Annotated in this window: 12 protein-coding genes; 3 read left to right on the top strand and 9 right to left on the bottom strand. The window is 60.8% G+C overall.

Annotation, left to right across the window (positions count from 1 at the left end):
- Positions 1 to 12 precede the first annotated feature (12 nt).
- The 7 genes from RPG13_RS14705 to RPG13_RS14675 form a co-directional block, all read right to left on the bottom strand.
- A complete protein-coding gene (locus RPG13_RS14705; protein WP_127288901.1) occupies positions 13 to 705 on the bottom strand; it encodes a class II aldolase/adducin family protein in 693 nt (230 codons plus the stop codon).
- Positions 702 to 2156 carry an FGGY family carbohydrate kinase gene (locus tag RPG13_RS14700; RefSeq protein WP_337125383.1) on the bottom strand — a complete coding sequence of 485 codons (1455 nt, stop codon included), beginning with the start codon at positions 2154 to 2156 and terminating at the stop codon, positions 702 to 704. The genes RPG13_RS14705 and RPG13_RS14700 overlap by 4 nt, the downstream gene beginning before the upstream one ends.
- Before the next feature lie 4 nt (positions 2157 to 2160).
- Positions 2161 to 3009 (bottom strand): sugar phosphate isomerase/epimerase family protein, encoded by an 849-nt coding sequence (locus tag RPG13_RS14695; RefSeq protein WP_337125382.1) that lies wholly within the window; start codon positions 3007 to 3009, stop codon positions 2161 to 2163.
- 6 nt (positions 3010 to 3015) lie between these two features.
- A complete protein-coding gene (locus tag RPG13_RS14690; protein WP_337125381.1) occupies positions 3016 to 4011 on the bottom strand; it encodes an ABC transporter permease in 996 nt (331 codons plus the stop codon).
- Positions 4008 to 5009 carry an ABC transporter permease gene (locus tag RPG13_RS14685; RefSeq protein ID WP_127204000.1) on the bottom strand — a complete coding sequence of 334 codons (1002 nt, stop codon included), beginning with the start codon at positions 5007 to 5009 and terminating at the stop codon, positions 4008 to 4010. Before RPG13_RS14685 ends, RPG13_RS14690 begins: the two co-directional genes overlap by 4 nt.
- Positions 5002 to 6516 carry a sugar ABC transporter ATP-binding protein gene (locus RPG13_RS14680; RefSeq protein ID WP_337125380.1) on the bottom strand — a complete coding sequence of 505 codons (1515 nt, stop codon included), beginning with the start codon at positions 6514 to 6516 and terminating at the stop codon, positions 5002 to 5004. The genes RPG13_RS14685 and RPG13_RS14680 overlap by 8 nt, the downstream gene beginning before the upstream one ends.
- A gap of 84 nt (positions 6517 to 6600) precedes the next feature.
- Positions 6601 to 7590 (bottom strand): autoinducer 2 ABC transporter substrate-binding protein, encoded by a 990-nt coding sequence (locus RPG13_RS14675; protein WP_126103063.1) that lies wholly within the window; start codon positions 7588 to 7590, stop codon positions 6601 to 6603.
- A 210-nt stretch (positions 7591 to 7800) separates the two neighbouring features.
- Here RPG13_RS14675 and RPG13_RS14670 point away from each other — a divergent pair, with 210 nt between their 5' ends.
- A complete protein-coding gene (locus RPG13_RS14670; RefSeq protein WP_126103064.1) occupies positions 7801 to 8859 on the top strand; it encodes a LacI family DNA-binding transcriptional regulator in 1059 nt (352 codons plus the stop codon).
- A 270-nt stretch (positions 8860 to 9129) separates the two neighbouring features.
- On the opposite strand, the gene RPG13_RS14665 is transcribed toward RPG13_RS14670, so the two are convergent.
- Positions 9130 to 9774 carry a hypothetical protein gene (locus RPG13_RS14665; protein ID WP_126103065.1) on the bottom strand — a complete coding sequence of 215 codons (645 nt, stop codon included), beginning with the start codon at positions 9772 to 9774 and terminating at the stop codon, positions 9130 to 9132.
- A 441-nt stretch (positions 9775 to 10215) separates the two neighbouring features.
- Here RPG13_RS14665 and RPG13_RS14660 point away from each other — a divergent pair, with 441 nt between their 5' ends.
- Positions 10216 to 11127 (top strand): hypothetical protein, encoded by a 912-nt coding sequence (locus RPG13_RS14660; protein WP_095486354.1) that lies wholly within the window; start codon positions 10216 to 10218, stop codon positions 11125 to 11127.
- Between the two features lie 83 nt (positions 11128 to 11210).
- Positions 11211 to 12701, top strand: coding sequence for an FAD-dependent oxidoreductase (locus RPG13_RS14655; protein WP_126103067.1), 1491 nt, complete (start codon positions 11211 to 11213; stop codon positions 12699 to 12701).
- Between the two features lie 46 nt (positions 12702 to 12747).
- On the opposite strand, the gene RPG13_RS14650 is transcribed toward RPG13_RS14655, so the two are convergent.
- Positions 12748 to 13185 carry a DUF2267 domain-containing protein gene (locus RPG13_RS14650; RefSeq protein WP_095486353.1) on the bottom strand — a complete coding sequence of 146 codons (438 nt, stop codon included), beginning with the start codon at positions 13183 to 13185 and terminating at the stop codon, positions 12748 to 12750.
- Between the last annotated feature and the right edge of the window lie 71 nt (positions 13186 to 13256).

The following is a 13256-nucleotide window of genomic DNA, read 5'->3' as shown; positions in this document are numbered from 1 at the left end:
GCCAAAGCCGTGCTAGGCCGCAGCACCGCGCGGCCGCGCCAGATCGTTCGTTCCCTCCGGATCCGGCGCTTGGCCATAGCTCATCTTCTTCATCTGCTCGATCACCCGCGCCATCTCCTCGTCGGAAAGGACAGGCGGCTCGCCAAGGGTAAGCGCCTGGACATACATGCGCGACAGGGTTTCGACCTCGTTCGCCAGCCACAACGCAGCTTCCATGGTCTTGCCGAGCGAAATCTGACCGTGCTGGCCGAGCAGGCAGGCGCGGCGATCCTTGAGTGCAACCAAGGCATTGTCGGACAAGGCCTGCGTGCCAAAGGTTGCGTAGCCCGCGCAGCGAATGGTCGTACCGCCCGCCACTCCTGTCATATAGTGGAAGCTCGGGATCGTCTTATGATGGCAGGCCAGCGTCGTAGCATAGAGCGAGTGGCAATGCAGCACGACGTTGATCTCCTGCCGCTCCCTCAAGATGTCACGGTGGAAGCGCCACTCCGAGGAGGGTCGTCGGCCGACATAGGTGCCATCAAAGCCCATCTCGACGATGTCTTCGGGCGTCATCGTTTCGTAGGGTAGCGATGAGGGCGTGATCAGGAAACCGTCGCTGGAGCGCACCGACAGGTTGCCGGCATTGCCCTGGTTGATACCGCTGGAGTTCATCCGGCGGCAAACATCCACCATCTCGCGGCGCAGAGCGCTGTCATCAGTCATCGGTCGTTCCTTCTGTCTTGTCTCGGAAGAATGTGTCTGTTTGCCAGTTCGCGCCACCGCTGCGCATAGGCCGCGAGCGCCGCACGATCGCCGGCAAAGGCGGCCGGCAGGCTGAGCGCGATCGGAGCCGGCGTGTCACGAGCTTCATGTTCGCCAAGTAATGCCGCACCCGAAGCGGTGCCGTAGGAGTCGAGGTTGTAAACCGTTTCGGCGTTTGGCCGCAGCGCGGCAACCAGCATGGCGTAGAGCGGGTCCCGCAGGAAGGTGCCATCCAATGCAACCAACCCGTTTTCCTTCAGCGCATCGATACATTCCGCTGTCAGCAGCGCGGCATAGAGCACCGCGAGCGCCTTGCGCTCCTCAGGGGTTTCTGCAGGCGGCCCTTCAAACCGGCCGCGCCCAGCGCTGCCGGGAAACAGTCCGTCATCGTCGCCGAACGACGGCAATGCGAAGGTGCCTCGCCCAATCAACGAACTGACCAGCGCGGCGTCGGCCGCATTTCCTTCTTGCCCCTGCCCTGCCACATGACTGAACTCTCGTCCGCCCATGGTCAAAATACCGCCAACCGCGCGTCCTGTCACGTCGCTGTTCAGCACCATTCCGCGATTTTCATCGAGTTGGTCGAGAGGTGTCGCGGCGCACATTCCGACAATCCAAGTTCCGGTGGAGATCACGCAGGCATCGCGCATGCCTGCCGCCTGATAGCGGTAGAGGTTCAGGCTGCTGTCGTGGCCGCCGGTCAGAACAGACAGCTTTTCCGATATGCCGTGCCGGCGCGCTAGATCCTGCCGGATTGGCCCCAACGTCTCCCATGCCGGATGGAATGGTGGCATGAGGCGCTTCCAGCCCTGCCCCGCCACAATGGGCGACCACTCCTTGCGCACGTTGTTCCATAGATGTGATTGCGCCGAAAGAACCGTCGTTTCGGCCGATGGCACGCCTGACAGCCGCCAGGCCCAATATTGGGGCAAGCCCAGATACCAACGAGCTTGAGCGACGCGCTCCGGATCAACCTGCTGCATCCAATACAGCTGGCGCGCCTGGTGGGCGGCCTTCAGCATCATCGAGCTGCCGCGATCGAAGAAATCGCCCGAAAGCGGCGCGTAGCCATCGCGAATTGCAGGCGGCAGGTCCTGCTCGTAGTCAATCATCGGCAGGGCGGAAGTGTCGTCGGGATCTGCGTTCACCAGAACCCCCGCGGAGCCATGTCCGGTGCCGACCATTTTTTCCAACGGATGACGACGGCACAAACTGGCGAGCGAGCCGAACAGCCAGTCGCTAATGCCATTGAGATCGTGGTGCCGCCAAGGTGGACCGGGCCGCACTTCGTTGCGGACGCAGAGGCTCTCCGCGAGCATGCCGTCGAATGTCATCGCGGAGAGCTTTATATTGGTCTTGCCGACATCGAGGACGGCGATCCTTGCGCCGTCCACCTTCTGCGCGTCACCCATCGTTTCAGATCAGACCGTATTGGCGAGCCTTGTTGCGCAGGAACGGCAAGCCATTGCCCATCACTTCGGCCTCGTCCTTCGCGACTGGCCGCCAGACTGAGAGACCGTAGGAGACGTCCGGCGGCATGTTGATGAAGCTTTCCATGGCAAGTCCGCCCTTGAAGCCGATCGCCGCCAGCGTCGCGTAGATCTCGTCCCAGGGGCAGTTGCCGGTGCCTGGTGTGCCGCGATCGCTCTCAGACAAGTGGATGTACTTCAGATAGTCGCGTGCGGCCAGAATGCCATTGGCGGCCCCCTTCTCCTCGATGTTCATGTGGTAGGTGTCGAGATGAACAAAGATGTTGTCGGCCCCGACCTTCTCGACCATCCAGACGGCCTGCGCGCCGGTATTGATCAAATGGTTCTCGTAGCGGTTCACCGCCTCGATTCCGAGCTCTATGCCGCGCTTTTTGGCGTGCTTGGCGGCGACGGTCAGCACATGCGCAATATTGTCGTATTCCTTCTCGGTCGGTGGCAGGCCGGTGCGTTCGCCGATACCGCCGAAAATCACGCCGGAAAGCGCCAGCGCGCCCATCTCGGCGGTCTTGTCGATCGCCACTTCGAGATGTTCGATGGCAGCATCCGGCCGCACCGAGGCCCAGGCGCGCTCCGGCAGGCCAAGCGAGCAAACGGCAGGAAGATTGTGCTGTTCGAGCAAGGCGCGCGTATGCGCGGCATCGACCGCCGGCGCGTTCAGAAGCGCGATCTCGATAAAGTCCATCCCGTATTTGACCGAAGCCGCAATCGCCTTCTCAGCGCCGGCCCGATCCCAGTTCATCGTCCACATCGAGGTGTGGACCCCAAAACCATGCATCTCAACTCACCCTCTGTTTGTGTTTAGGAATTTGAGGCGCCCGGCAAGCCAGCGCAGGATCATCACCGTGATCATCAAAATGCCCCAGACTGCCGTCGCAAGATGCTGGTTTGCGCCCATCAGATTGAGCCCTGAGGACAGAAGCTGGAGCACGACCAGCGCAACGAAGACCGGGATCACCCGACCGAAGCCGCCGAACGGATTGACCCCGCCAAGAAAGCAGGCAAGCACGGTGATCAGCAAGTAAGACTCGCCGTGGCCGACACGCACCGAATTGAAGCGCGCCAGCATGATGATACCGGCGACCGCGCACATCGCGCCGGACAGTGTGTAGACGAGGACCTGTACCTTGCGCGTATTGATACCGGAATAGCGCGTGGCTTCGATGTTGGAGCCGATCATGTAAGTGTTGAAGCCTAGCTTCATGCGTGTCAGCAGGATGTGCCAGATCAGCACGCTAGCGATGAAGATGAGCAACGGCACCGGAATGCCAAAAATCGAACTATAGCCGATCCGCGCTAGGAACCCGGGAATGCCGGACACGTCGCCGCCCCGCGTCAGGAATTCGCCGAGACCGCGCAGGAAGATCATCATCGACAGCGAGACCAGGATCGGGTGAGCCTTGGTGTAGGCGATGACGAGCCCCATGATCAGCCCACTCAGTGCTCCGACCGCGACGCCAAGGACCGAGCCAAGGACAAAGGCGCCGATGCCCGCGTCGACGCCTCCCTGGCTTTGCAGTACCCAAGCCAGCGTCAGGCCGGCCATGTTGGCCGTGAAGGTGATGGCCAGATTCAGGCCGCCGGTCAGGATCGGCAGCAGCATAGCGAGTGTGAGGAGGCCGAGCTCCGGCAGCTGGAAGGCGACGGATCCAAAGGTGGCGCGGGAAAGGAAGTTCGGCGCGGCAATGCCGAACACGACCATGACCACCGCGAACGCGGCAAGCGGACCTGCCAGTTCGGGGCCAAGCGCATTGCGGGCGCGGTCAATCAAAACCGTCATGAAGGCACCCGTCGGCTTTTCAGGAACGGCAGCAGGCGTTCGATGCTGGTGTTCGACAGGGTGATGGCGGCAAGAATGATGGCGCCGACGATCATCTTGAACGCGAAAGGCGACACACCCATCAAATTGAGTCCGTTCTGGGTGATCGAGACCAACAGAACGCCCAGAATGCAGCCAAGCACGCTGCCTTTGCCGCCGCCGAGCCGCGCACCGCCAAGGACTGCCGCTGCCAGGACGTCGAGTTCGCGCCCATAAAGGGCGTTCGGCACGACTTCCTGCGCGTAATGCGCTTGGACGAGACCGGCGATGCCCGCCATCATGCCAAGCCAGCCGAAGGCGATAAATTGCATGGCACCGATATTGATGCCGAAGCGGCGCGCGCCCTCCGGATTGTCGCCAAATGCGTAGAGCTGGCGACCAGTGGTGGTGCGCGTGATCAACGCCCAGGTAGCGAACACGCATATGGCCATAATGAGCACAGGTAGGGTGATCTCCGCCCAGGTCCCGTCAGCCATCTCTCGCTCGAACAGCACGACGCGGGTGGTGAGCCAGTCCGGCAGATTGTAGATCGACACGCCACCTGTGAAGAACATCAGCAAGCCGAAGAAAATGTTGAAGGTCGAAATCGTGGCGACGATCGAGATGATCCTGAACCCGTGGATCAAGAAGGCATTGATGCAGCCCAACGCGACGCCCAAAGCGCCAGCGATGATGAGGCCGACAATCCAATTCCCGCCGCCGACCCAACCGAGGACAGTCGCCGTCAGATATTGCACAACGGAGGCAGCAACCGCGAAGGAGATGTCAATGCCGCCGGCAATCAGCACAACGAGCAGGCCGACAGCGAAGATGATGTTAACCGAGCTGGTGTTGAGAAGGTCAAACGCGTTGCCGAGGGTGAAGAACCGGTCTGTCGCAAACGAGAGGAAGACGCAGATGACTGCGATCACGGCGAGCAAAGCCAGTTCCGTTGCGTGGGAGCGGACAAACCTACGCATAGACCGCCTCCTCGATCGCCTGGAGGGTCGTAGCGCCCGGTGCATATTCGCCGACAATGCGCCCCTGAGCCATGTGCAGCACACGGTCCGCATTGAAATAGACTTCAGGGACCTCATCCGAGATCAGGATAATAGCCAGGCCGCTGTCCGCCAGTTTGGAAACGATGTCGAAAATGCCGGCGCGCGCGCCGACATCGACGCCGACTGTCGGTGCGTCGAGGATAAGCAGCTTTGGATCGGTCGCCAGCCATTTTGCAATGGCGACACGTTGCTGATTTCCCCCTGACAGCGTCGAGATCGCGTCGTTCTGGTTTCCGATCTTGACGCCGAGATCCCTTATCCAGCGATTGACCAGAGATCGCTTGCGATCGCTCGAAATCAAACCGCGCGAAAGGATCTTGTCTAGCGACGCGATCACCATGTTATCGGCGATTGCCTGGGGCTGAATGAGACCGAGCGACAGCCGGTCTTCCGAAAGATAGGCGACGCCGGCGGCGATCGCGTCACGGTTGGAACCGAAGCGAACGGGGTTGCCCTCCAGGACGACAGAGCCCGACTTCGGCTTGCGCATGCCAAACAACGTCAGCGCGAGCTCGGTGCGCCCTGCCCCGAGAAGCCCGGTGATGCCGAGCGTCTCGCCGCGCCGGACCGTCAAGGACACATCCTGGAATTCGCCGGGCCGCGACAGCCCCTTGACCTCAAGCATGACCGGGCTCGTGCCTAAATCCCGGTGCAGGACGGAATAGCCGAAGGTCTTGCCCGTCATCAGTTCGGTGATGCGCGATTGGGTCAGGCCTTTGGTTGGATAGACGCCAACGAGCGCGCCGTCGCGCAGCACGGTCACGCGGCTGGAGATTTCAAGAACCTCCGCCAGGCGATGGCTGACGAACACAACGGCGACGCCCGACGCCGACAGATTGCGCACGATATCGAGCAGATAGTCGGTTTCGGATTGAGTGAGCGACGCCGTCGGCTCGTCCATGAAGACGAGCTTCGCCTGGCCGACGAGGGCGCGCGCGATTGCTACGATCTGCCGCTGTGCGATGGGAAAATGGTGTAGTGCGAGATCGACATCGAGGTAAACACCAAGACGTTGCAAGGCGTTGGTCGCGACACGGCGCATTTCGGCATAGTTCACCAGCCGCGGCCAACGGCCGATGACAGTCTGGAACGCGATATTCTCGGCGACAGTCATCTCGGGAAACAGGGCGAGGTCCTGCCAGATGACCTGAATCCCGCCGGCTTGCGCGGTTACCGGCGACATATGGGAGTAGCTCTGGCCGTCATAGTCGATCACGGCGCCCGCCTCGGGCTTGTACACGCCTGTGATGACCTTGATCAGCGTGCTCTTGCCGGAGCCGTTCTCGCCGGCGAGGCAATGCACCTCGCCCGGCAGCACCTCAAAGCTGACATTCTTCAGCGCCTTCACGCCGCCGAACGTCATGTTGACGTTGCGGAGCGACAGCAACGGCCGTGATGCGGCGCCATCGAGTGCCTGATCAGCCATCGAGTTGAACCCTGGATCCAATCGGTTGCAATCCTGCAGCCGGGCGGCTCGAGGCCAGCCCGGCTGCCATAGCCTTGGGAGGCTTTACAGGCCCATCGCCGCGAGATCGTCGACAGTATCCTTGTTGATTGGGACCAGCTGATCGACGATGATGTTACGGTTTTCGAAGTCGGGCTTAACTGTCCCTAGTCCTTCGATCGTATCACCATCCTTGATCTCGTTGCCCTTCATGAGATGGTCGGCCAGCGTGACGAAAACCTCGCCCGCCTGCTTCGGATTCCACATGAAACCGCCGGAGATCGCGTCGTTTTTGATGAGCTTCTGGCCCTGGCCTGGCGAGAATGGCCCGAGCACGAAAATTTCGCCCACCTTCCGGCGCTCTTCGATTGCGCGGCCAGCGCCGATTGGCCCTTGGCTGCCGAAGGCGAGAAAGCCCTTCAAGCCGGGATTGGCGGAGATCAAGTCAAGTGCAGTGCTGCGGCTCTTGTCCACATCCTCGGCGACGCCATAACGTTCGCCGACAAGTTTCATGTCGGGATTGTTCTTCTTCAGATACTCGATTGCCGCATCGGCCCAGGCATTGTGTAGCGGCACCGTCAGCGAGCCGACGAACACTGCATACTCACCCTTGCCGCCCATCTTCTCCGCCAGGAGCTTGGCATGAGCTTCGCCGAAGCCGGTGGCGGACGCGAGTTCGAAGTCCCAGTCGGCGCCCTTCTGGCCAGGCGATTCATGCGTGATGACGATGATGCCGGCGTCCTTCGCCTTCTGCAGCACTGGTTCGAGCACTTTTGCATCATTCGGCACGACACCGATGACTTTGACGCCCTGAGCGATCAGATCCTCGATTGCGCGAACTTGCAGTGCCGGATCAGCGCTGGTCGGGCCGACCATGAATGCGTCGATCCCGAGCTTCTGGCCGCGCTCCTTGATTCCCGCCTCCATAGCGTTGAACCACGGAATGCCGCCGATCTTGACGACGACGCCGACCTTGCCGGCCTGCTGTGCCATCGCAGCGAATGAACCGCCAAGCATAAGGGTCGCGGCAAGCGCCGCGATCATGAGCTTTTTCATCTGTACTCCTCCCATAACGTTCCTAGTGGAAACACACTCGAGCCGTCGAACGACGGCGGCCGTTAGAAACCTCCCCGAAAAGACGGGACACTCCCCCATCGATCATGCAGCGGTTTTCGCTTGCACAATCGATGGTGCAGAAACTATTGTGCATCGAGAAGCTCTCGTCAAGCGGGATGTTGCTCTAAAAAGACGCGCCGGAGGCGCCAGATGGATCAGCGGGTCAAGAAGAAGGCGACGATCTATGATCTGTCCGTGCTATCGGGTAGTTCGCCGTCGACCGTGAGTGCCGTGCTGAACGGCACTTGGCGCAAGCGCCGTATCAAGGAAAGTACGGCGGAAACAATTCTCGGCCTCGCCGAACGCCACCAGTACACCACCAATCTGCAGGCGCGGGGTTTGCGACGCTCGCGATCGGGCCTGGTCGGCCTTATGCTGCCCGTCCACGACAATCGCTACTTCTCCTCCATGGCGCAGACGTTTGAGGGGCATGTGCGTAGCCGCGGTCAATGCCCGGTGGTGGTCAGCGCCAGTCGCGACCCGGAAGAGGAACGGCGGACCGCGGAGACGCTGATCTCTTATTCAATCGACCAACTCTTCATCGTCGGCGCCACCGATCCGGACGGCGTGCATGAGGTCTGCGAACCGGCGGGGCTGAAGCATATCAACATCGACCTGCCGGGAGCGAAGGCGCACTCGGTGATCAGCGACAATTATGAGGGCGCGCGGATGCTGACGGAAGCAATCATCCGCCACTTCGGCAATGACGATCCCCTACGGCCGGACGAGCTGTTTCTGTTTGGCGGCCGCAACGACCACGCCAGCCGCGAACGCATCGCCGCATTCCATGCGACCAAGAAGGCACTGCTGGGCGCCGACCCTGACGACGGTGTGCAGTCCTCCGGGTATTCGCCCGATATAACTTTGCGTGCCTTCGAGGCGTTTTACCAACGCCATGGCAAGCTGCCGCGCGCGCTGTTCGTCAATTCGTCGATCAACATGGAAGGTCTGCTGCGTTTCATGGCAGGCCGTCCGGCGGAGATGTTTAGCGAGCTTGTTGTCGGTTGCTACGACTATGATCCGTTCGGCTCATTCCTGCCCTTCCCGGTAATCATGGTGCGGCAGAATGTTGAGGCGATGATTACGAAGGCGTTCGAGCTTATCGATGAACCAACGACGCCGCCGCAGACATTCCTGATTACGCCAGAGTTGATCCAGCCCAGGTCTGCGCTGAAAGGGCCGCTGGACACGCTCAAGGATATGGCCTGAGTGTGAACGGCGCTACAGGGTGACCCCGCCCGCTCTGAAATTATCGTGCCGGTCGGCATTGAGATCCCTTGCCCAACCACATCTTGCCGCAGAAGACGCAGAATCTGTTCTCCGGAAGTGCCATCGCCCCTTTCTCCTGGCGGCTTCGGCCCACAATGATCCTACATTGGAGCCACGCTCGCCATCTCCCGTGCAAAGCGTTCACGAGAGTGTCGCCGTTCCCAATACGGGAGCACGTGGGCGCCTGAAAAAGGTCTACAGCACCGGGCGCTAGAAGCGATAACGGATTCCAAGAGTGTTCGCATTAGAACCCTCTTTCATATTTCCGAATGTACCGTCGGCGCCGGATCTATGGTGGAGTTGGTAGACGAGTTCGACATTGGGTGCTTGCCTGACTCTGAAAGAAAGCTCCGCACCAACGAAGCCGAGGAATGATGCATCGCCATCGTCGCGGATTTCGCGATTGCGCTCGATCTCGGTGGGGCCCGTAACGGCACTAAATCCAGCCGTCACTGCGGGCGCGATCGCCAGATCACCAATGACAAGGCCCTGATGGCGAAGTCGCGCTCCGGCCCAAAGTTCGCCAGACGTATCATCGTCCTCGCCAAATCTTATGGCCGCGCCGGTGACGCCACCAAGAACAAAACCAGCGCCTATATCGACGAGATCGCGACCATATGCGGCCCCGATTATGTAGTTGTCTGTGTAGTTGGCATCAAAAAGGTCGATCGTATCCCCGAAGGACCCGCGAGCAAAGACGCCACCAAAGACATAAACATCGTTCTTCGTCGGCAGACCGTCTGTGAAAGGATCCTGGGTCGCTAAATAGATAAAGGGAGAGCTGTCATCGGCGCGTCCAGAACTGACTGAAGTGCTCAAGATCACCGCAGCCAGGGCCGCTTGCAGTCCGCGCATAGACAAGCTCCGAATCGATCCCTCAGTCGACCATCCATCCTTCGTGAATTTCACGAGGAAGAACAAGGTGCGAATTGGTTTATCGCCAGAATGCTGAATGCGGGTACGTTCTGGTAGCTCGAACCCTTTGCCAGCCGGCGCGCAACGACAATGGCCGCAGTCAGACGGCCGGTCCGGCGAAACGGGCTTTCTTGAGAAGGGCGGAGCGAACTCGAAACGCCGCCCATCTTCTGTTCTTATTGCGACGGCCAAGGAACCCGCCGCCGACCAGTTCGTTTCGCGATATCTGACGCAGACTAACCGGAGGCAAACATGCTCGACATGCCGCATGCTCGCAATCGCAGCGTCGACGCGCATATAACCCGGCGGGACTTCGCTCGGGCCGGAACATGCCAAGACCGGAGCACCCGTACTTATCCGTTAGAGCTTTAGATCGCCGCTATGCTGCGCGACGTTGACTATGTCTTGCGAAAGCTTGACTGGATGCGCGCCGAAGGCATCTGGCCCAACGGTCTGCGCTACCTTTGGACCGATGCTTTCGGGGTCGTACTCTATGTCTCGCTTTACAAGGAGCTCGGCGAGGAACGTTGGCTGGGTGAGGCCGAGCGACTGGTGGCGGAGGTCGAGCGTGTGCTCGGTCGTCTGCGCGGAGTGAGGATCGGCGAAGCGGCAGATCGCGACGGACAGTATTTCCATTACCTGGCGATGTGGCTGTTTGCCTTGGCGCGTCTCGGTGATCTGAAGCCGCGATACCGCACGCGCGGCATCGCGCTGGCGCGGGACATTCATCCGGCCTTCGTGATCCCCGGCCGCGGCGTTATCTGGAAGATGCAGGAGGATTTGAGCAGACCTTATCCCGGCTACGGCCTCGGTAGCATGGACGCCTATGATGGCTACGTCTCCTACCGGATGCTCGACGAAGACGCACTTGCGCCCGAGATCGCGCAGATGCGTGACCTGATGGAGCGCGACTGGCGCACCCTCGACATCGAACAGGATCTCGGCCTCGGCATGATGCTGTGGCTCGCGCACTTCTTTCCTACCGAGCCATGGGCTGAGGCGCAGACGAAACGTTCGCTGGCAACGTTGGAAACGATGTGGGTCGACCCGCCGGGTTGTTTCAGCCGCGCGCCGTGGCTGCGCGATACGAAGTTCGCCTTCACCAATTACGGCGTGTCGCTGGGCCTTCAAGCCGCCGGCGTCTGGCCGGAGCGTGTCGAGAGGCTGAACGCTTTCTTCGAGAACTGGCGCTCCGGCGACGAATACGATCGCGAGGCGATCACCTGGGTGATGGCTTGCACCTCGCATCTTCCCGGTGCGTTTGTAGCTTCCGGACGGCCAAGGACCGATTGAAGACGGTAAATCCCGGGAACGTTCTCGCGCCGGCGCGGGTTGTCGATGACAAGTGCATCGAAAACGCAAAGGATGCAGGTGAAATGGCCATTCTTTCGGGAAAACCGGGAAGCTGTTGGGTGGCTGCCGCCACCGCTACAAACTATCCCCCGCTCGATGGCTCGATCCATGCGGAGGTGGTTATCGTGGGCGCTGGGATTGTCGGGCTGACGACGGCGCTTCGCCTTTGCGAGGCCGGTCGGTCGGTAATCGTCGTCGAAGGCTTGCGGACAGGCGGCCAGGTGACCGGCCGCTCGACGGCCAAGATCACGACGCAGCACGCGCTGATCTATCGCCATCTCATCGACACATTCGGCCGGGACATGGCGCAAGCCTATGCCGATGCGAATTCCGCCGGCGCCGTTCAGATCCGGGAATGGGTTCGCAACTATGCCATCGCCTGCGATCTCGAGACCAAGGACGCCTATACCTACACCTGCGACACAAGCCGGGGCGCGGAGATCGCAGCCGAGGCAGAGGCCGCGCGCCAGGTTGGGCTGGACGCCGATGTTCTCGAGCGCGCGCCGCTGCCTTTCGAAACGGCCGCCGCTTTGCGTTTTTCCGACCAGGCGCAGTTCAATCCGGCGGCGTATCTGGTTGGCCTGGCTCAGGCGGTGACGGCCCGTGGCGGACGGATTTTCGAAAACAGCCGCGCGATCTCGATTGGCGAGGCAAGCCGCTGGCGCGTCGTCACCGACGGCGGCACCGTTCACGCCGAATATGTGGTCGTCGCCACCAACATGACAGTGAAGAGCCCCATCGGCATGGCGAACCGGACCCAGCCGCGCTGCCACACTGCCATGGCGTTTCGGGTCGATGACCCTCTTGCTGTCGACGGCATGTTCATCGGCATCGACGATCCGACGCACTCCATCCGCACGGGCCGCGATGCCGAAGGCCCGCTGCTGGTCACGCTCGGCCCCAAGTTCGATACAGGCCAGGACGGCGACGTCGCGAAACGGTTTGTCGAGCTGGAGCAATGGGCAAGAATTAGTCTTCCAGTTGGAGACATTGCGTGGCGCTGGTGCAACGAGGACTATGACACGGCCGACAGAGTTCCGTATGCCGGCGAGCCCGATCCGGACAAAGCCTCCGGTTTTCATATCGCCACGGGATTCAACGCCTGGGGCATCACCAACGGAACGGCCGCAGGCACGATGATTGCGGATTTGATCTGCGCTCGGCCGAGCCCATGGCAAAAACTCTACGATCCGGCGCGGTCTTATCCTGAGGACTTTCACAAGAATGGCCGCAGCCAATCCATTGTCTCAAGCGTCGACGACATAGCGCCGGGCATGGGCGGTGTGATCGTCAGGAGTGACGAAAAGATCGCGGCGTGGAGAGACGCTGAAGGGGTGCTCCATCCCGTTTCCGCGGCATGCACCCACAAGGGCTGCACCGTGACCTGGAACAACGCTGACAACACCTGGGACTGTCCTTGCCATGGCTCGATCTTCGCTGCCGACGGTTCGGTCATCCACGGCCCGGCTCGAAAACCGCTATCCCCGGCCGCGCTGTGGAAAGGCGACGACTGACACGGCCCGGCGTCACGGCCGGGATCGTCGAGATTCCCGAGTCATCTCACGCCGCTTGCTGCGCTTCCGCGACGCGCCTGATTTCTGCTGGCAAGGATTCCCAAACCTTGATCATCTGCCCCTCTCCCACGTGGTGAGCGAGAACCTTGGATACGACCTTGAATGCATCCTTGGAATCGACCGGTCGGGTGAACTCCAGCTCCGCCTTGATTTTGGCTAGAAACTCATCGAGCGATCGCAACTTCTCGGGCGTCTTGGAGGGCTGATATTGGTCATAATAGGCACCGCGCACGAGGATCGGCAGCTGCGAACCGAGATGGGCAGCAAGATCCGGCTGCATGCGATCCCGCAGGGCGTGGAGCACCGCCCCAAGAACGTGCCATGCGATCTGCCGATCCGGTCCGATCTCGGCCATGATCTCGTCAAGCCAGATGTTTGTGGTCTGCAGCGTCTTGTCGAATACGTCGAGTCCGGTGGCGCTCATCGAAGCCTCCTTTTTCTGCCAACTGTTCGAACAACTCATTGGACGAAACGACCTTGGTCGGCTGTTGTTCC

Origin of the sequence: Mesorhizobium sp. ISC15 (assembly GCF_037162615.1) — a bacterium.
GTDB classification, from domain to species: Bacteria; Pseudomonadota; Alphaproteobacteria; order Rhizobiales; family Rhizobiaceae; genus Mesorhizobium; species Mesorhizobium mediterraneum.
The sequence above is the reverse complement of the archived record's forward strand: the minus strand, read 5'-3'. Positions and strand labels throughout refer to the sequence as shown.

What these genes read in the sequence shown, in the direction of transcription:
- RPG13_RS14690 (WP_337125381.1), bottom strand. Translation starts at nt 4,011, where the DNA reads ATGACGGTTTTGATTGACCGCGCCCGCAATGCGCTTGGCCCCGAACTG.
- RPG13_RS14660 (WP_095486354.1), top strand. Translation starts at nt 10,216, where the DNA reads ATGCTGCGCGACGTTGACTATGTCTTGCGAAAGCTTGACTGGATGCGC.
- RPG13_RS14705 (WP_127288901.1), bottom strand. Translation starts at nt 705, where the DNA reads ATGACTGATGACAGCGCTCTGCGCCGCGAGATGGTGGATGTTTGCCGC.
- RPG13_RS14680 (WP_337125380.1), bottom strand. Translation starts at nt 6,516, where the DNA reads ATGGCTGATCAGGCACTCGATGGCGCCGCATCACGGCCGTTGCTGTCG.
- RPG13_RS14675 (WP_126103063.1), bottom strand. Translation starts at nt 7,590, where the DNA reads ATGAAAAAGCTCATGATCGCGGCGCTTGCCGCGACCCTTATGCTTGGC.
- RPG13_RS14650 (WP_095486353.1), bottom strand. Translation starts at nt 13,185, where the DNA reads ATGAGCGCCACCGGACTCGACGTATTCGACAAGACGCTGCAGACCACA.
- RPG13_RS14665 (WP_126103065.1), bottom strand. Translation starts at nt 9,774, where the DNA reads ATGCGCGGACTGCAAGCGGCCCTGGCTGCGGTGATCTTGAGCACTTCA.
- RPG13_RS14655 (WP_126103067.1), top strand. Translation starts at nt 11,211, where the DNA reads ATGGCCATTCTTTCGGGAAAACCGGGAAGCTGTTGGGTGGCTGCCGCC.
- RPG13_RS14700 (WP_337125383.1), bottom strand. Translation starts at nt 2,156, where the DNA reads ATGGGTGACGCGCAGAAGGTGGACGGCGCAAGGATCGCCGTCCTCGAT.
- RPG13_RS14670 (WP_126103064.1), top strand. Translation starts at nt 7,801, where the DNA reads ATGGATCAGCGGGTCAAGAAGAAGGCGACGATCTATGATCTGTCCGTG.
- RPG13_RS14685 (WP_127204000.1), bottom strand. Translation starts at nt 5,009, where the DNA reads ATGCGTAGGTTTGTCCGCTCCCACGCAACGGAACTGGCTTTGCTCGCC.
- RPG13_RS14695 (WP_337125382.1), bottom strand. Translation starts at nt 3,009, where the DNA reads ATGCATGGTTTTGGGGTCCACACCTCGATGTGGACGATGAACTGGGAT.